Source organism: Acrocarpospora phusangensis, from assembly GCF_016862995.1.
Lineage (GTDB): Bacteria > Actinomycetota > Actinomycetes > Streptosporangiales > Streptosporangiaceae > Acrocarpospora > Acrocarpospora phusangensis.
On record NZ_BOOA01000027.1, the window covers coordinates 45,744 to 62,539 of the forward strand.

General features: G+C 68.9%; 14 protein-coding genes. 8 read left to right on the top strand and 6 right to left on the bottom strand.

Annotation, left to right across the window (positions count from 1 at the left end; all coding sequences use genetic code 11):
- Positions 1–189: 189 nt before the first annotated feature.
- Positions 190–759 (top strand): dihydrofolate reductase family protein, encoded by a 570-nt coding sequence (locus Aph01nite_RS17820; RefSeq protein ID WP_204042035.1) that lies wholly within the window; start codon positions 190–192, stop codon positions 757–759.
- 71 nt (positions 760–830) lie between these two features.
- Here Aph01nite_RS17820 and Aph01nite_RS17825 read toward each other — a convergent pair whose 3' ends face one another.
- A complete protein-coding gene (locus Aph01nite_RS17825; protein ID WP_204042036.1) occupies positions 831–1,592 on the bottom strand; it encodes a TetR/AcrR family transcriptional regulator in 762 nt (253 codons plus the stop codon).
- Between the two features lie 86 nt (positions 1,593–1,678).
- Between Aph01nite_RS17825 and Aph01nite_RS17830 the strand changes: the two genes are divergently transcribed.
- Positions 1,679–2,623: an ATP-binding cassette domain-containing protein gene (locus Aph01nite_RS17830; RefSeq protein ID WP_204042037.1), complete on the top strand. Its 945-nt coding sequence runs from the start codon at positions 1,679–1,681 to the stop codon at positions 2,621–2,623.
- Positions 2,620–3,441 (top strand): ABC transporter permease, encoded by an 822-nt coding sequence (locus Aph01nite_RS17835; RefSeq protein ID WP_204042038.1) that lies wholly within the window; start codon positions 2,620–2,622, stop codon positions 3,439–3,441. The genes Aph01nite_RS17830 and Aph01nite_RS17835 overlap by 4 nt, the downstream gene beginning before the upstream one ends.
- Before the next feature lie 24 nt (positions 3,442–3,465).
- Here Aph01nite_RS17835 and Aph01nite_RS17840 read toward each other — a convergent pair whose 3' ends face one another.
- The gene (locus Aph01nite_RS17840; protein ID WP_204042039.1) at positions 3,466–4,548 is read right to left on the bottom strand and encodes a hypothetical protein; all 1,083 of its coding nucleotides are present in this window, start codon (positions 4,546–4,548) and stop codon (positions 3,466–3,468) included.
- Positions 4,549–4,971: 423 nt separating this feature from the next.
- On the opposite strand from Aph01nite_RS17840, the gene Aph01nite_RS17845 reads away from it, so the two are divergent.
- From Aph01nite_RS17845 to Aph01nite_RS17860, 4 genes are all read left to right on the top strand, one after another.
- Positions 4,972–8,349 carry a glycosyl hydrolase gene (locus Aph01nite_RS17845; protein WP_239161776.1) on the top strand — a complete coding sequence of 1,126 codons (3,378 nt, stop codon included), beginning with the start codon at positions 4,972–4,974 and terminating at the stop codon, positions 8,347–8,349.
- Between the two features lie 157 nt (positions 8,350–8,506).
- Complete coding sequence (locus Aph01nite_RS17850) at positions 8,507–8,698, top strand: hypothetical protein (RefSeq protein WP_204042040.1); 192 nt, start codon at positions 8,507–8,509, stop codon at positions 8,696–8,698.
- A gap of 177 nt (positions 8,699–8,875) precedes the next feature.
- Positions 8,876–11,035, top strand: coding sequence for a hypothetical protein (locus Aph01nite_RS17855; RefSeq protein WP_204042041.1), 2,160 nt, complete (start codon positions 8,876–8,878; stop codon positions 11,033–11,035).
- Positions 11,032–12,249 (top strand): hypothetical protein, encoded by a 1,218-nt coding sequence (locus Aph01nite_RS17860; protein WP_204042042.1) that lies wholly within the window; start codon positions 11,032–11,034, stop codon positions 12,247–12,249. Before Aph01nite_RS17855 ends, Aph01nite_RS17860 begins: the two co-directional genes overlap by 4 nt.
- A 19-nt stretch (positions 12,250–12,268) precedes the next feature.
- Here the strand turns inward: Aph01nite_RS17860 and Aph01nite_RS17865 are convergent, their stop codons facing one another.
- From Aph01nite_RS17865 to rox, 3 genes are all read right to left on the bottom strand, one after another.
- On the bottom strand, positions 12,269–13,483 hold the full coding sequence (locus Aph01nite_RS17865) for an RNA polymerase sigma factor (RefSeq protein ID WP_204042043.1): 1,215 nt from the start codon (positions 13,481–13,483) through the stop codon (positions 12,269–12,271).
- Complete coding sequence (locus tag Aph01nite_RS17870; RefSeq protein WP_204042044.1) at positions 13,483–13,869, bottom strand: YciI family protein; 387 nt, start codon at positions 13,867–13,869, stop codon at positions 13,483–13,485. Before Aph01nite_RS17870 ends, Aph01nite_RS17865 begins: the two co-directional genes overlap by 1 nt.
- A 163-nt stretch (positions 13,870–14,032) precedes the next feature.
- A complete protein-coding gene (gene rox, locus Aph01nite_RS17875; RefSeq protein WP_204042079.1) occupies positions 14,033–15,457 on the bottom strand; it encodes a rifampin monooxygenase in 1,425 nt (474 codons plus the stop codon).
- Between the two features lie 153 nt (positions 15,458–15,610).
- Here rox and Aph01nite_RS17880 point away from each other — a divergent pair, with 153 nt between their 5' ends.
- Positions 15,611–15,952 carry a hypothetical protein gene (locus tag Aph01nite_RS17880; protein WP_204042045.1) on the top strand — a complete coding sequence of 114 codons (342 nt, stop codon included), beginning with the start codon at positions 15,611–15,613 and terminating at the stop codon, positions 15,950–15,952.
- A 69-nt stretch (positions 15,953–16,021) separates the two neighbouring features.
- Here the strand turns inward: Aph01nite_RS17880 and Aph01nite_RS17885 are convergent, their stop codons facing one another.
- A complete protein-coding gene (locus Aph01nite_RS17885) occupies positions 16,022–16,750 on the bottom strand; it encodes a MerR family transcriptional regulator (RefSeq protein ID WP_204042046.1) in 729 nt (242 codons plus the stop codon).
- Positions 16,751–16,796: the final 46 nt, after the last annotated feature.

Consider the following 16,796-nt stretch of genomic DNA (forward strand, 5'->3'; position numbering starts at 1 on the left):
TCCTCCGGTCACGTGGTTCGAGGCACCGCAGGCAGGGTATCCCGCCGTCTCCTTTAGGAACACCTCGATGTCCTGAGCTCCACCGTTCCCTCATTCTCCAGCATTGCCGAACAGTTGTTCGGTATCCTTTTGGGCGGGCCGCACCTCGATCGTGAGATCCATCATCAGCACAGGAAAGAAGGCACACCGGTGGGTAAGCTCGTCTACTCGATGATCACGTCACTCGACGGCTACGTGAGCGACAAGGCCGGCGACTTCGGCTGGGGCCGCCCCGAGGAGGAGTCGCACGAGTTCATCAACGAACACGGGCGATCGATCGGCACCTACCTGTACGGCCGCCGGATGTACGACACGATGGCCTACTGGGAGACCGCGCACACGGAGCCCGGCCATGAGCCGTTCATCCTGGAGTGGGCGCGGATCTGGCAGGCGGCCGACAAGATCGTCTACTCCACGACGCTGCACGAGGCGGTCGGCGAACGAACCCGGATCGAGCGCACGTTCGACCCTGAGGCAGTGCGGAAGCTGAAGGCCGAGGCCGACCTCGACATAGCCGTCGCCGGGCCGCACCTGGCGGCGCAGGCGATTCGAGCGGGGCTGGTCGACGAGTATCACCTCTTCGTCCGGCCGGTGGTCGTGGGCGGCGGCAACGCGTTCTTTCCGGACGATGTACGCGTCGACCTGGCACTGCTGGACGAACGGCGCTTCAGTGACGGCGCGGTCTATGTACGTTACGGCGTCAAGGCGGGCATCGCGTAGGGGCGAAGCGAACACCATCCAGGCATCGAAAACAGCGCGGTCTCCACCGCCCGGGGCCGAAGTAGGGTCGGCTAACGAGCCTGTCCCTCCCGGTGCGCCGGCCTCGGAGACTCGGCCGTTGACGGGAGGGCCGTGGCGATGCAGTCGAGGACGCGCCGGAGGCCGTACCGGAACTGGTCGTCGCGGCTCAGGTGCGGCTGGCGCGCCTCCATCACGATCTTGGTGAAGATCGGGTACTCCCCGCTCTTCACCAGCCGGTCGATGTACGAGTAACTCCGCGCCATCCACTCCGACTCGCTGAGCCCGCTGCGGCGGAATTCCCCGGCCGAGCTGATCTCCTCGCGGGCGGCGCCCTCGATGTAGCTGTTCAGCATGGCCACGAGGCTGAGGTTCTCGTCGATGGAGACGAAGACGTCGAGCACTCCCATCAGCCGTTCGATCAGGAGCAGCTGGTTGGGGCCGAAGCTGGGGAGCGACCGTTGCACGGTGGCGATCCACGGGTGCCTCAGCCACATGGCACGCAGCCCGTCGGCGTACTGGGTCAGGTCGGCGCGCCAGTCGCCCGAGGGCATGCCCGTGACGTCGATCTCGCCCATCAGCCGGTCGGCCATGAGCTCGACCAGGTTGTCGCGGCTCGGGACGTATCGGTAGAGGGACATCGCGCCGGCGCCGATCTCGGCGGCGATCCGCCGCATGGTGGCGGCCTCCAGCCCTTCGGCGTCGGCGATCCGGACGGCCGCCTCGGTGATCTGCGCGCGGCTGTAGACCGGCTTCGGCCCGCGGGCGGGGCGTTCGGGCCGCATCCAGATGTTCACGTACTCGGCGTCGGTCACCGTTCCACTCCCTAGTTGCGTACATGGTACCCAGTAACTTAGCCTGGCCGGCATAACCGCGTACAACGTACCCAGTTGGAGGGATCATGGCGGATCCGGTCGTCTTCGCCGAAGGGCTGCACAAGTCCTTCGGCGACACCCATGCGCTGCGGGGGCTGGACCTGAGCGTTCCGAGAGGTACGGTCTGCGGCGTGCTGGGGCCCAACGGCGCGGGGAAGACGACCGCCGTGCGCATCCTGGCGACCTTGTCCGATCCCGATGCCGGGCACGCCCGCATCGCCGGGTACGACGTCGTCCGCGAGGCCGGCAAGGTGCGCGCCAGGATCGGGCTCGCGGGCCAGTACGCCGCCGTGGACGAGAAGCTCACCGGCCGTGGCAACCTGCGCATGTTCGGGCGCCTCTCCCACCTGTCCCGGCGCGAGGCGCACCGGCGGGCCGACGAGCTGCTCGAACGCTTCGGCCTGACGGACGCCGCCGATCGGCAGGTCACCGGCTACTCCGGCGGCATGCGCCGCCGCCTCGACCTGATCACCAGCCTCATCCTGCGCCCCGAGGTGCTCTTCCTGGACGAGCCGACCACCGGCCTGGACCCGCGCAGCCGCGGCGAGATCTGGGACAGCCTCCGCGAGCTGGTGGCGGACGGCACCACGGTGCTGCTCACCACGCAGTACCTGGACGAGGCCGACCAGCTGGCCGACGACATCGCCGTCGTCGACCACGGACAGGTGATCGCCACGGGCACACCCGACGAGCTGAAGGCCACGATCGGCGACCGCCTCGACGTCGTCCTCGAAGACCCCGCCGCCCTGCCCCAGGCGGCGACCGCGCTGAATGCCCTGGCCGGGACCGACCCCACGATGACCGGCGCCGACCGGCTCAGCGTCGCCCTGCCGGGCGGCGGCTTCCGCCTCGCCCACATCGTGCGCGAACTCGACCGCGCCGGGGTCGCCGCGGCCGACGTACGACTGCGCCGCCCCACCCTCGACGAGGTGTTCCTGCGCCTCACCGACCGGAAGGAACAGGTCCGATGACTGACCTCGCCCCGCCGCTGGGCCGCCGCCTGCGGTGGACGTTCACCGACGGGCTGACCCTGGTCGGCCGCGAGCTGGGACGGCTGCGACACGATCCCGGCGAACTCGTCGCGGCCCTGATCTTCCCGGCCGTCATGGTGGTGCTGTTCGGGTACGTCTTCGGCAGCGCGATCCACGTACCGGACGGCGGCGACTACCGCGAGTACCTCATGCCCGGCCTGTTCGCGATGGTGACCTTCTCCGCGGTGATGGGGGTCATGACGCGGATGGCCGCCGACGCCTCCCGCGGCGTGATGGACCGGTTCCGCTCCATGCCGATGGCGCGCTCGGCGGTGCCGTTCGGGCAGACCGGCGCCGACCTGCTGACCGGCCTGCTGATGCTGGCCATCATGGTGGGCGCCGGCCTGCTGGTGGGCTGGCAACCACACCGCGGCCTGATCCCCACGGCCCAGGCGTTCCTCCTGATGATCGTGCTTAGGTACGCGCTGAGCTGGGTGGGCGTCTACGTGGGCCTGGCGGTGAAGAACGACCAGGTCGCCGACGCGATGGTGCCCCTCTTCCTCCCGTTCACGATGCTGTCGAACGCGTTCGTCCCCACCGACGGCATGCCCGGCTGGCTACGCTTCCTGGCCGACTGGAACCCGGTAAGCGCACTCACCGCCGCCTCCCGCCACCTGTTCGGCAACCCGGGCGCCCCCTCTGGCGACCTGGCCTGGCCACTCGCCCACCCGGTGACCACCGTCCTACTCTGGTCGGCCGCCCTCCTGGCGATCTTCGTCCCGCTGTCGCTCCGCGCGTACACCCACAGAGGACGCTGAACGCTCCAGGGCCTTCGGCCAGGATCAGTTCAGCAATTTGAGACGAGTTGCGATGCCGTCGATGAACCAGGCGGTGAATTTGTCAGCGGGGTCCAAAGCGGCGCGGGCCATGGATCTCCAGTCCTGGCGATGCAGGACCGCGAGATAGCGATTCAGCAGGACGGACCGGTCGTCCGCGGGCAGGCTCGGGATATTGAGGTCCTCTTTCCGTAGGTGGTCGGCGATGAAGGCGGCGGTGACATAGCGGATCCAGGTGGGTGGCTGGCGGGCCAGGTAGCCGACGTGGGCGTCCAGGACGCGGGAGATCGGGGGGTAGGTGTTCCAGGTCATGCCCATGCCGCTGTTGCCGGCCATGATCTGCAGCACGCGGCCGGTGTGATCGATCAGGGCATCGTCGGGATCGGGACCGGTGATCGCCTCGTGAACATCGGCGGTCATCGCGACCTCGCCCACGTAATAGCCGCTCAGAAAGTCGCCGTCCAGCGCGTGGCGCAGGAGCCAGGGGCGAGCGGAAGCTCCCGCCAGGGAACAGAGGGTCTCGATGACGTACACCCGGCCCCAGCCCCTGCTTCGCTGGGCCAGCCACAGCAGCGCCTCGCCCCCGCCCCTGCGCCGCTTCAACGCCTCAGCGGCCAGGGAACCGAAGGTATCCGACAGCAGACCGATATGCCGGATCAGGTCGATGTCATCCGGGTTCCAGTCGGCGGCCAGCAGGGCAAGCCCGATGAGCACCGAGCATCGGTCGCCGCTGTGGCCAACCAGCCACCGCCCGGTTTCCCGGGCTCTTCCGCGGTCGGCGCGCCGGGCCGCGGCGGCGATGTGCTCGTTGTGATGGATGGGAACATCCACCTCGTGGAAGGCCCACACCAGTTCGCCCGGTGTGGCGCCGGGTCGGGCGAAGAACTCATCCAGGATGGCGGCCGCGGCCGCGCCCCGGCGGCGCTGATCCTCTGAGCCCGAATACCGACGCCGATGGGCGCCGTCGTCGGGGTAGGGCTCACCATCGTCAGGGAGTGCGGCGTCGGGATGCCGGCGGTGGAGCTGCAGAGCGTGCTCGTACAAGCTCGTGGGGGTTCCGAGCGGTCCGGGCTCGGGGGTCTTGCTCACCGGCGGACGGAAGACTCGATTCTTTCGATCATGCGCACAGCGTATACGAGGGCGAGGGTGTGATCCATCGCCACCGATGTGCCGCACCCCGCCCTCCGGGCGGCCGGGCCCTACGAGGATCCCGCCGGTGGGTCGTGGCAGACCGTCCAGCGGTGAGAGCGCTCTCGGCATCGGACCGTCTTGACCTGCACTGGAGGGATTAACCTCCGGGCAATCATTCAGAAACATTGACGAGAGGTGTTCCGGGCATTAGTTTCCGCGCTGAGAGAGCGCTCTCATCGCGGTGGAGAGAGCCCGTCCCGCAGGACGCTTTCTCCGGTGCGTCCCCGATTCCACCGCGACCCGGACATCACCTGTCGCAGCCCTCGATCCGTCCGAACCCCGACTCCCGCACCCCCGGTCGTCACCCCCCACGGAGGAAGAATGGACCAGCCCATTGGGGCTCAGTTACCCGGCACCTCACCGCCCAGCGCCGCCCGGCCGGCCCGCCGTACCGTGTCGCGGCCGGTCGTGGTCGGCGTCGTGCTGGCGATGATCGCCGCGATGCTCGCCGTCGTGGTGAGTACGCCCGCCGCCCAGGCGGGCACGGTCGGCGCCGGGTCGTACGCCGACACGCTGCCGGCCGGCCGTGCGCTGCCGTCCGGCTGCGGGTCGCTGTCGACCAACCCGCGCCTCTACGTCACGGCGAACGCCCCGGCCGGCGCGGTCCCCACCAACGACTGGTGGTCGTCGCTGCTGTGGAAGCGGTTCGACTGCGCCTACAGCGAGCCGCTGCACGCGCACCCCATCTCGTACGACACGTTCGCCGGCGGCCTCGGCTTCTCCTACAACACCGTCGCCGCGATCAGTGGCACCGCGACCGGCGTGGGGGAGTACCACTACCCGTACGTGCAGGACATCCTGGTCGGCGTGACCGGGCTGAACTCGCCGGACGCCAAGGTGGACGGCTGGACGGACTGGACGGTCAGCCCGTACTGGAGTGACGGCGCCCGGACGCTGCGGGCCACCATCGGGCACGGCCTGCCGTTCGCCTACTTCCAGAAGACCGGCGGCAACGCGCAGATCACCACCAGCGGGACCCCGGCCGTGTGGTCCAACAGCGGCGGGACCATCGGGTTCACCGTCAACGGCAAGGACTACCTGGGCTTCGCCCCCAGCGGCTCGACCTGGACGGTCAGTGGGACCAGCATCTCCTCGACGCTGAACGGGCAGAACTACTTCTCGGTCGCGGTGCTGCCGACGACGCCGTCGACCCCGGCCGCCACCCGTACCAGCCTGGCGAGCACGTACGCGCAGTACGCCCACGCTCACGTCACCGGCACCCGGGTGTCGTACTCGTACAACCCGGGCAACGCGAACGTCAGCACCACCTACACCTTCACCACGACGGCTCGGGAGGGCAGCGCGAGCGGCACCGTCATCGCGCTCTACCCGCACCAGTGGAACTACCTGACCGGCTCGACGCCGCTGACGCAGACCTACATCTCGGCGCGCGGCCAGATGAAGGTGGTCACCGGCGCCTCGTTCAGCACCACGATGAAGTTCCAGGGTGTGCTGCCCGAGATCCCGGCGGTCGCCGACAACTCCGGCGGCGACCTGACCACCGTCACCAACTACCTGAACGCGGAGCTCGGCGACCCCACGGCCGGCCTCGGCGACGACACCTACTGGACCGGCAAGGGCCTCGGCCGGGCGGCGCGCATCGCGGAGATCGCCGACCAGCTCAACCTGACGGCCGTCCGGGACGCGGCGCTCAACCGCATCCGGACCAGGCTCAACGACTGGTTCACCGCCAGCGCGGGCAAGACCAGCCGGGTCTTCTACTACAACTCGGCTTGGGGCACCCTGCTCGGCTACCCGGCCTCGTACGGCTCGGACGCCGAGCTCAACGACCACCACTTTCACTACGGCTACTACATCGCGGCCGCGGCGACGCTGGCGAAGTTCGACCCGACCTGGGCGACCAACGCCCAGTACGGCGGCATGGTCGACCTGCTGATCCGGGACGCCAACAACTACGACCGCAACGACACCCGCTTCCCGTACCTGCGCGACTTCGACATCTACGCGGGTCACGACTGGGCGGCCGGGCACGGCGCGTTCGGCTCCGGCAACAACCAGGAGTCCTCTTCGGAGGGGATGAACTTCGCCAACGCTCTGATCCAGTGGGGTCAGGCGACCGGCAACACCGCCGTCCGCGACGCCGGTGTGTTCATCTACGCCACCCAGAGCGCGGCGATCCAGGAGTACTGGTTCGACGTGCGCAACCAGAACTTCCCATCCACCTTCGGGCACTCCACGGTCGGCATGGTCTGGGGCTCCGGCGGCGCGTACGCCACCTGGTTCAGCGCCGAGCCCGAGATGATCCAGGGCATCAACATGCTGCCGATCACCGGTGGCCATTTCTACCTCGGCGAGTACCCGGCGTACGTGCTGACCAACTACAACGAGCTGGTCACCAACAACGGCGGACCGCCGACGGTCTGGCAGGACATCCTCCAGGAGTTCCGGGCGCTCGGCGACGGACCGGCCGCTCTGGCGGCCTTCCAGGCCAATCCGAACTTCACCTCCGAGGAGGGCGAGAGCAAGGCGCACACCTTCCACTGGCTGCGCAACCTCGCCTCCCTGGGCACGGTGGACACCACGGTCACCGCGAACCACCCGCTGGCGAAGGTCTTCGTCAAGAACGGTGTACGGACCTACGTCGCCTCCAACATCACCAACAGCCCGCTGACGGTGACCTTCTCCAACGGCACGACGCTGACCGCGCCGGCCGGCAAGACGGTCACCTCGGGCCTGTTCACCTGGAGCGGCGGCAACGCCAACGGGGGCGGCACGCCGACGACCAGCCCGTCGCCCAGCCCGTCCCCGAGCCCGTCGCCCTCCCCGTGCACGCCGACCTCGCTGCTCTCGCAGGGCCGGCCGGCCACCTCGTCGAGTATCGAGACCGGCTACCCGGCCAGCCTGGCGTTCGACGGCAACGCGGCCACCCGCTGGTCGAGCGCGTTCAGTGACCCGCAGTGGATCCAGGTGGACCTCGGCTCGGTGCAGAACATCTCGTCGGTGCAGCTGACCTGGGAGGCCGCTTACGGTCGGTCGTACCAGATCCAGACGTCCACCACCGGGACGGCCCCCTGGACCGACATCTACAGCACCACCACCGGTGACGGCGGCACGGACAACCTGACGGTGTCCGGGTCGGGCCGCTACGTGCGGCTCTACGGTACGGCGCGTGGCACCGCGTGGGGCTACTCGCTGTGGGAGTTCAAGGTCTTCGGCGGCGGCGTCTGCGCCAGCCCGTCGCCCAGCCCGTCGCCCTCACCGCCGGGTGGGTTCTCCGCCAACCGGTACCCGCAGTCGAACGGCTCCCTGCCGGGCACGACGGGTACGGCCGGCACCGTCACGCTGGCCGCGGCCAACGGCAACCACGACGGTGTCCCGAACAACCCCGCCGTCTACAACGCGACCGGGCTGACCGCCACGTTCGGCGGCGCGGCCACCACGTTCGACGTGTTCGTGGACGCCGGGACCAACGTCGGCAACGCCACCCAGGTCAGGGTCTCCTACGACCTGACCGGCAACGGCAGCTGGGACCGGGTGGAGACGTACACGTACTTCGCCACCGACCCGGTGAGCGGCTGGGAGCACTACACCCAGGCGGCCGGGGTGAAGACGGCCACCGGCGCGCTCGGCAACCTGGCCAACGGCTCGGTGCGGGTCGAGATCTGGAGCGCGATCGGCTCCACCACGACCAACGTCGGGATCGGCAACCAGAGCGTCATCCGGCTGCCCTTCGCGTAGCCACCGATGGCGGCGGGCCGCCCGTCCGGCCCGCCGCCATCACCTTCGAGTCCCCTCGGTACGAACCTTGCCAGACCTGCCCACATCGGCTTATCTCTTAGGAAAGTTTATTTTTAATTTCTCTGGAAGGGGCTTCGTGAAAAGACGTGCTCTTCGGATGGGGATCATCGCTCTCGGCCTGACCGCCGTCACCCTCACCGCCTCGCCCGCTCACGCCGGCGTCGTCGCCTACTACCCCAGCAGCGTCTCGTGCGAGGCCGCCGGGCAGCGCGGCCTCGGCGGCCTCTGGCCCTGGTACACCTGCTACCAGTCGGGCAGCGTCTGGGCCCTCTGGGCGCCCGGCTTCTAGATCACGGGGCCCGGGGGCCGTCTCGCCGGTCGAGGTGACGGCCCCCGGGTCGTGAAGTCGCGATGAGTCCGCGCGGTCCGCTTCTGGCCATCCCCTCCGTCTCGACGGCGGTATCGCGAGGACGGATGCTTGCGGTGCCGTCCCTCATCAGAGGGATTGCCCTGGTGAGGGAGAAGGATGACCGATTTACCTGGCAAGGGTGCCTGGCTGTCGGCCGGGCAGTACCTGACGGTGGGCGATTACCTGGTCGCGGCCAATGGCCAGTACTTCGCGATCATGCAGTCGGATGGGAATTTCGTCATCTACCGCGGGAGCGGCCCGTCCCAGCAGGGCGCTTTCGTGTGGAACACGGGGACCGCCCGAGGGCAGGGCCAGTGCTACGCGATCATGCAACCGGATGGGAATTTCGTCATCTACCGGGGGAGTGACCCGTCCCACAAAGGTGCTTTCGTGTGGAACACCGGGATCGCCCGGGGGCAGGGCCAGAGCTTCGCCATCTTGCAGGACGACGGGATATTCGTCGTCTACCAGGGCAGCGACCCCGCCCATCGGAAGGCTTTCGCTTGGGCGTCGCACGCGATGCTGGTGGGCGGCGACGCCCGGCCGCTGGCCGAGCTGGACCCGGGCGGCACCCCGGTGGTGCTGTCGTACGACGTTCCCGAGCCGACCTCCTACCGGGGCCGCCACATCATCGAACTCGACATTCCGCCGGACTACTTCGTCACGCAGGAGCAGGCCGACGCCACACCGCAGGTGGCGGCCGCGTCGGTGCCCACCCAGCAGGATCCGATGTTCGGGCCGGACGGCAGCGGGTCGAGCCAGGTCTACAACCAGGAGGCCCCGGTGTTCGGCACGTCGGTGCCCACCGGGCGCGCCACCCCCGACCAGCTCACGGTGGAGCGGATCACCACCGCGTTCAACCTGGCCAAGTCGACCGGCTACTTCGATCCCGCGGTCTTTCCGAACGTCCAGGCCGGCGACGACAAGTACACCCGGAGCTGTGTCAAGGAGGCGCTGGCCGACCTGGACGCCACCACCGTGGTCACTCAGATCAACGCCGGCAACCGCTTCGTCATCTACCGGGACACCAGCGGGCGCTGCACCTACAGGTTCATCCCCGTGCCGCGGACCGGGGCGCCGGCGCTGCTGCTGGTGGAGTACTACCGGCTGTCCTCCTTCCCCGCGCGGTACGGCGCCGGGCGGACCATCAAGACGTTCTCGCTGCTGCCCGGCGAGCGGACCAGGATTCGGGTGAGCACCTACAAGCGCACCGCGGAGACCGCCAGCCGCTCGTCGTCGGTTCTGGATTCCACCAGCGACGAGACCGAGAGCGAGTTCGAGCGCAGTATCCAGGGCGAGCAGACGAGGCGGGACAACAACAGCCGGGCCTTCGAGTACCACGCCGACGTGGAGGCCGAGGCAAAGGCCTCGTGGGGCTGGGGCAGCGCCAGCGTCACCGCCTCGGGAGGCGTCAAGGGCACCTCGAACGCCGCCCGCGAGGAGTTCGCCAAGAACGTCGCCACCGCGGTGTCGCAGAACGCGGCCCGCGCCTCCTCCCGCAGGGACGTGCAGATCGACACCAGCCTCGACGTGAAGCTGGAACTCGGCGAGGAGCAGGCGATCGAGCGCGAGCTGGAGAACGTCAACGTCAGCAGGACGCTGAACTTCGTCTTCCGGCAGATGAACCAGGAGTTCGTCACGCTGCTCCACCTGGTGGACATCCGGGCGGCCTTCTTCAACGGCTTCGTCGAGTCGCGGGCGGAGGTGCCGCTGCCGGCGCTCGCCGAACTGCTGGACACCTACATCCTGCCGGAGCACCGGCAGGCGGTGCTGGCCGCCGTCACGGGCGAGTTGCAGAGCATCGTCGACCACGCCGGCAGGGTTCGCACCGACTTCGTGGAGAGCGTCACGCTCACCGGCGCGGACGACGGCACGATGACCTACCTGCGGGTCAACGACAAGGCGACCTCGACGTACGGCAACGGCGTGGCGGGCCCGGTCATCAACCTGCCCGGCGTGATCCTCAATGCCGACACCCACGTCATGCGAACCGACGGCGTCGTGGTCGACACCTTCCTCGGTCTCGGCAACGGCCTCGACGACTACTCGCGGGGCCTGCAGGAGGAGGAGGTCCGCGGCCGTCGTCTGGAGAACGACCGGCGTCAGGCGGAGGTGGACCGCCTCCGGCTCGCGGTCTCGCTGGTGGAGCGGGGCGACACCGCAGGAGTCGATCTCTACCAGCGGGTCTTCCCGCCGCCGCAGATCGTCAACCAGATCGAACAGGCGGCCGTCAGCGGCTCGCCGGACGGATCCGCCGCCGCGGTGCCCACGCCATGAAAAGGAGCCTGGAAGTCAGCAAGGCCCAGCTACTCAACAATCAGGCGACCAGCCGAGAGCAGCAGGTGATCTCGAAAGCCCCGCTCGGCAAGGCGCAACCCGCCACGCTGGAGATCATCGCCACCCTCGACGGGTCCACCGGTCCACTGACCAAGCACCCGAATTTCTCGGGTGGCCGACTCCAGGTAGTGGTCGGCCAGCGTGTGCGCCTGGGAGTCGAGGTCCGCACCGCCGGAGGGCCGCAGGCCCACCTGAGCGAGATCAATTGGACGGTGGGCGACGGCGCCCTGGGAGACTGCGTGCAGACCCTCCTCACGGGCACTGCCGTTGGGCTCACTCCCGCTCAGCGGGCGGCCGGCGATATCTCGTTCTACTGGATCAGCGGCGGCCTGAAGACCGTACGGGTGACGGCCAGGATCGGCGGCGTGCAGGCCAGCAGGGAGGCCACGGTGGACGTGGCCGCTCCGACGGTCCACTACTTCCGGATCACCACGTCCAATGTCACGCTGTGCGGGCCCGGCCAGTATCACGGCGACCGCGAGAAGGTCAACAGCTGGGTGGCACTGTATGAGCCCCAGGTGGGCGAGTCCGGTCAGCGCTACGGCTGTTCCTGGGAGGCCCGCGTGCAGGCCCCGTCCAGGCAGGTGGGCTTGGGGCTGATGAACGCACGGTACCTCGGCGCCGGCAGTTTTGGATTCATCCAGACATGCGGCTTTGACTGGACCGTATCCCCCGTACGGAATCAGGGTCAGGCTCACATCAGAACCTCACTCGGCAGCGCGACGGCGACCGCGCTGGATGCCGACGACGTCAAGCGCGATGGCAGCGTGCTCTACACCATCGAGAAGGTGGTCACGGCAGGCCAAGCGGCGACTATCGGACCGGGCCCCTACTTCTGCGACAGCCCCGGATATGAGCTCCCGGGGGCCGTCGCCGGGATCGACGGCAAGGACCTCTTCCAGTTGTATCTCGTCTACAAGCCCGAAGGCGCGCACAGCATCTGGGTGGCGCTGCGGCGCGCGGACTGGTCATGGCAGGCCACGGTCTCCCGGCAGGACCGTTCCGACGGCACCAGTGCGTGGAAGCCGATGGAGAACGTCATCGTCAGCCCCAATCCGCACGTGGTCACCTCCGCGCAGGCCGCTCACGGGCAGCCGACATGGACAGAACGGGCCAAGGAAATCTTGAGCAGAAGACTCTTTCCGGAGACCTGAGCCGCGGCAGCCGGAGAAGTCAGTCCAGCGCGGCCGCCTTGCGCAGCAGCACCGATCGTTCGCGCTGGTTGGCGCAGAGCCGGGCCGCCAGCTCCAGTTCGGCGCGCGCTTCCGGTCGCCGTCCGAGCCGGGCCAGCAGCTCACCCCGTACGGTCGGCACCAGATGGGAACCGGGGAGCCGGTCCAGGGCGATCAGCTCGTCCACGATGGCCAGGGCCTGCGCCGGGCCCGAGGCCATGGCCACGGCGACGGCCCGGTTGAGCTCGACCACCGGCGAGGGCGCGACCCGGCCGAGCGCCTCGTAGAGCACCACGATCCGGTCCCAGTCGGTCGACTCGACGGAGGGCGCCGACGCGTGGACGGCGGCGATCGCGGCCTGCAGCCCGTACGGACCGAGGCCGCGGGTCGATGCCCTGGCCAGCGCGGCCAGCCCACGGCGGATCGCCGAGAAGTCCCACCGCCGCCGGTCCTGGTCCTCGAGCAGGACCGGCGAACCGTCCGGGCCGGTCCGGGCCGGGAAGCGCGCGGCCGTCAGCTCGCACAACGCGAGCAGGCCGTGCACCTCGGGCTCGTCCGGCAGCAGCGCGGCCAGCGTGCGGGCCAGCCGGATCGCCTCGTACGCGAGGTCGGGGCGGAGCAGCCGGTCGCCCGACGTGGCCGTCGACCCCTCGGTGAAGATCACGTAAAGGACGCTGAGCACGCCGCCCAGCCGCTCCCGGCGCTCGCCGGCCGCCGGCAGCTCGAACGGCACCCCGGCCGCCGCGATCGTCTTCTTGCCCCGGGTGATGCGGGCCTGCACGGTCGGCACGGATACGAGGAACGCCCGCGCGATCTCCTCGCTGGACAGGCCGCCGACCACGCGCAGGGTCAGCGCCACCCGGGCCTCCGGGGAGAGCATCGGGTGACAGCTGACGAACATCAGCGCCAGGACGTCGTCGTCGATCCTGTCGGGGTCGATTTCCGCGTCGACCGCCCGGTCGGCCGCCAGCAGGGAGTACCGGTCCTGGAGGGCGGTCCGGCGGCGGATCGCGTCGATCGCCCGACGCCGGGCCGTGGCCATCAGCCAGCCGGCCGGGTTGGCCGGAGGGGCGAGCGGCCATGACACCAGCGCCTCGGCCACCGCCTCCTGGGCCGCGTCCTCGGCCAGCCCGAAATCGCCGGTGAACCGGGTCAGTGCGGCGACGATCCGCGCCGACTCGATCCGCCAGACGGCCTCGACGTCGGCCGTGCCCATCAGACCCGGCCGTTGCTCTCGCTGTCCTGCGGGACCTCGTCGGCCTCGGCCACCCGCCTGACCTCGATCTTGGACCCGCGGACCGCCGGGACCCGCCTGGCCCACTCGACCGCCTCGTGCTTCGAGACGACATCGAGCAGGAAGTAACCTCCGAACAGTTCCTTGGTCTCGCCGTACGGCCCGTCGGTGACCACCGGGGTCTCGCCGTTGAAGTCGACCACGACGCCCCGGTCCGGATGGTCCAGCCCTTCGGCCGCGAGGAGAACACCGGCCTTGAGCATCTCCTCGATGAACCGGCCGGTCGCGGCCATCGCCTCGTCGATCGACGCCATCATGGCCGCGTTCGACTCATCGGTGCCCCGCATGATCAACATGTACTTCGGCATCGTGTTCTCCTCGTTCAGCGGGGCCGCCGCTCGGCCCTCGCACCCGCACGTCGAACGAGCGGCGCACGGATCGACACAGTCCCGAAGAAAATCTCCCGCCACGCCGAGCGATGGCTGATCAGAAAGCTTAACGTCGCAGCTTCGGGACGTGGCCAGTGAGAAATCAGTCGGCGGGCTTGCCGAACCAGCGGGAGAGATGGTCGTCCAGGTCCTGCTGGTCGTCGCCGACCCAGGCGACGTGGCCGTCGGGGCGTACCAGGACGGACGGAACATCCAGCGCCGCGGTGGGATCCGCGAGGTGATCGACCCGGTCTGACCAGCCGCCGGCGGTCAGGCGTTCGGTGCGGTCCAGCAGCAGGCCGCGGCCGCGGTGCAGCAGACCGTAGAGGTGGCCCTGTTTCACGTCGATGTCGCGCAGGCGGCGGCCGAGCAGGTCGGGGCCCGCGCCGAAGTCGTAGCGGATGCCGGTTGCGGTGATCTTCTCCAGCAGGTGGCGGTTCACCTCGTCGAAGTCCATCAGTTCGGTGAGCAGTCGGCGCACGGCCCGCGGGCCCGGTTCGGTGGACAGCAGTTCCATCTGGGCGCGGGTGTTGTCCAGCACGTCCTCGGCGACCGGATGACGTTCGGCCTGGTAGGTGTCCAGCAGTGTTTCCGGCGCCCAGCCGCGGATCTGTGCGGCCAGTTTCCAGCCGAGGTTGAACGCGTCCTGAACGCCCAGGTTGAGGCCCTGTCCGCCGATGGGTGGATGGATGTGTGCCGCATCGCCGGCCAGCAGCACCCGCCCGACCCGATAACGTTCGGCCAGCCGGGTGGCGTCCCCGAAGCGGGACATCCAGCGCGGGGAGTGCACGCCGAAATCGGTTCCGGCGATGGTACGCAACTGTTGTTTGAAATCGTCGAGGGTGGGCGGCTCCGCGCGGTCGGTGACTCCCGCGGCGGGGACTACCACGCTGTAGACCCCTTCGCCGAAGGGCCGGAGCCAGAATCGGTGATGGGCTTCGCGGATTTCGGTCACCTTGGCGGCGACCTCCTCCTGCGGCACGCCCACGTTCATCTCGCCCATCAGCGTGTCGGCCCGTGAGGGCTCGCCGGGGAAGCCGACGCCGAGCAGTTTGCGCACCGTACTGCGCCCGCCGTCACAGCCGACGAGGTAGCGCGACCGCAGCCGTTCCCCGTCGGCCAGTTCGACGGTCACCCCCTCGTCGTCCTGCGCGAAACCGGTCACCGCGCGACCGCGCCGGACCTGCGCACCCCGTTCGATCGCGTGTTCTTCGAGCACTCGCTCGATGACCGGCTGGGGGATTCCCAGCAGATAGGCGTACGCGGAATCCAGGCTCTTGGGCGCGGGTTTGGCGATGGCGGCGAAGAAACCGGCGGCCGGACGCTTTCTGCCGTGCGGGAGAACGCGGTCCAGCAGTCCGCGCATCGCCATCAGTTCGAGACTGCGAATGTGCAGACTGACGATGCGAACGAACGACGCGGGCTCGGTTTCCTTCTCCAGAACGAGTACCCGTACATCGTGCAGCCGAAGTTCGGCGGCCAGCATCGCGCCGGTCGGCCCGCACCCGGCAATGATCACGTCGAACATGAGGGGCGCGCGGTCGGCGCCGGAGACGGTGAACTGGGAGCGCATAGGTGTTGCCTTTCGGGAGTGCCGTGTTGGCGAGGCGCTCCCGGCGACACCTACGTCAATCGCCCGACCGTGACGGGAAGGGGGAGCACCCACATCGATACAGCGTTCATGGGTCTCACCTCCTCGGACGGTGTCGCGGTCACCCGCAAGCTACAAGTCCGGCCATCATCCCGTCCAATCCTTTCCCAGCCACACGATCACGACTCCAACCGGGCCTGTGTCGGTTACGGGGAAGCCGCCTGCCTGGGCGCCGCCTTCACCGCGAGCGTCTACAAGTCGATGCCCCGCAAGACGGCCGAGTGGAAGTCCATCGTCCGCGAGAAGAGCAAGGAGTTCGGCTACATCTACGGCTCGGCCAAGGCCATCACGTATTGGCTGAACCGCGGCTTCAACTCCCGCAACCCCAAGTACTGCAACACCTGGTCCGCTTCCACGGCCCGGATCTCATAACCAGAACCCATCGCCGTGTATCGACCCCAGCTGCGGGCATCCGCGGCTGGGGCCTCTCCAACCTGATCATCATGCCGCGGGTCGATCCGCACGCCTGAGCACCGGCACCTCCAGAACGGTGGCGTGGGCACCGCCCGCGTCGATGAGGTGATCTTCCAGAGTGGGGCCGGCGACGGTCAGTTCGTGGCGGTGCAGCCAGCCGAACAGCTCCTCACCGGCACGGACGACACCGATCGAGGCGGGGACGATGGCGCGCACAACGGCACGGGCGGGCAGGACGAGCTGCTCGCCGCCCCGATCTGTGGTCACCGCCGCGGCGAATCCGCCCGTCGGCTGTCCGCCGAGCCAGGTCAGCAAGGTCGACGGCGATACCGCCGCGCAGATGGCGGCCAGTTCGGACGCGTGGTCGAGACGCAGGTGTCGTACGCGCAGGCGGCGCGGCCCCACCGTGGTCTGCTGAGGCAGTATCGACATGGGCGTCTTGAGGTGGTCCTCCGCCTGGGCCGCGGTCGCGGCCAATGCGGCGATGTCGCGGTGGAGACTCGTCACGTTCTCGGCCAAGGCTTGGCGCAGCTGTGCCTCGGGTGCGTCAAGCAGATCGGTGATCTGGCGCAGCGGCAGGCCGAGGCGTTGCAATCCCCGGATGCGCTCCAGCCGGGACAACTCGGTCACGCCGTACCAGCGATAACCGGTGGCCCGATCCACCGCGGCGGGCACCAGCAGCCCGATCTTGTCGTAGTGACGCAGGGTGCGCTGGGATACCCCGGCCATACGCGCCAATTGACCGATCCGCCACATGACGACTCCTTGCCCTCAGCGTGTTGACCTTCTCCCTGTGTCAGGG

Excerpts from the sequence above, each read along its gene's own strand:
- Aph01nite_RS17830 (WP_204042037.1), top strand. The coding sequence starts at position 1,679 with ATGGCGGATCCGGTCGTCTTCGCCGAAGGGCTGCACAAGTCCTTCGGC.
- Aph01nite_RS17835 (WP_204042038.1), top strand. The coding sequence starts at position 2,620 with ATGACTGACCTCGCCCCGCCGCTGGGCCGCCGCCTGCGGTGGACGTTC.
- Aph01nite_RS17845 (WP_239161776.1), top strand. The coding sequence starts at position 4,972 with ATGGACCAGCCCATTGGGGCTCAGTTACCCGGCACCTCACCGCCCAGC.
- Aph01nite_RS17850 (WP_204042040.1), top strand. The coding sequence starts at position 8,507 with ATGGGGATCATCGCTCTCGGCCTGACCGCCGTCACCCTCACCGCCTCG.
- Aph01nite_RS17855 (WP_204042041.1), top strand. The coding sequence starts at position 8,876 with ATGACCGATTTACCTGGCAAGGGTGCCTGGCTGTCGGCCGGGCAGTAC.
- Aph01nite_RS17860 (WP_204042042.1), top strand. The coding sequence starts at position 11,032 with ATGAAAAGGAGCCTGGAAGTCAGCAAGGCCCAGCTACTCAACAATCAG.
- Aph01nite_RS17865 (WP_204042043.1), bottom strand. The coding sequence starts at position 13,483 with ATGGGCACGGCCGACGTCGAGGCCGTCTGGCGGATCGAGTCGGCGCGG.
- Aph01nite_RS17870 (WP_204042044.1), bottom strand. The coding sequence starts at position 13,869 with ATGCCGAAGTACATGTTGATCATGCGGGGCACCGATGAGTCGAACGCG.
- rox (WP_204042079.1), bottom strand. The coding sequence starts at position 15,457 with ATGTTCGACGTGATCATTGCCGGGTGCGGGCCGACCGGCGCGATGCTG.
- Aph01nite_RS17880 (WP_204042045.1), top strand. The coding sequence starts at position 15,611 with ATGGGTCTCACCTCCTCGGACGGTGTCGCGGTCACCCGCAAGCTACAA.
- Aph01nite_RS17885 (WP_204042046.1), bottom strand. The coding sequence starts at position 16,750 with ATGTGGCGGATCGGTCAATTGGCGCGTATGGCCGGGGTATCCCAGCGC.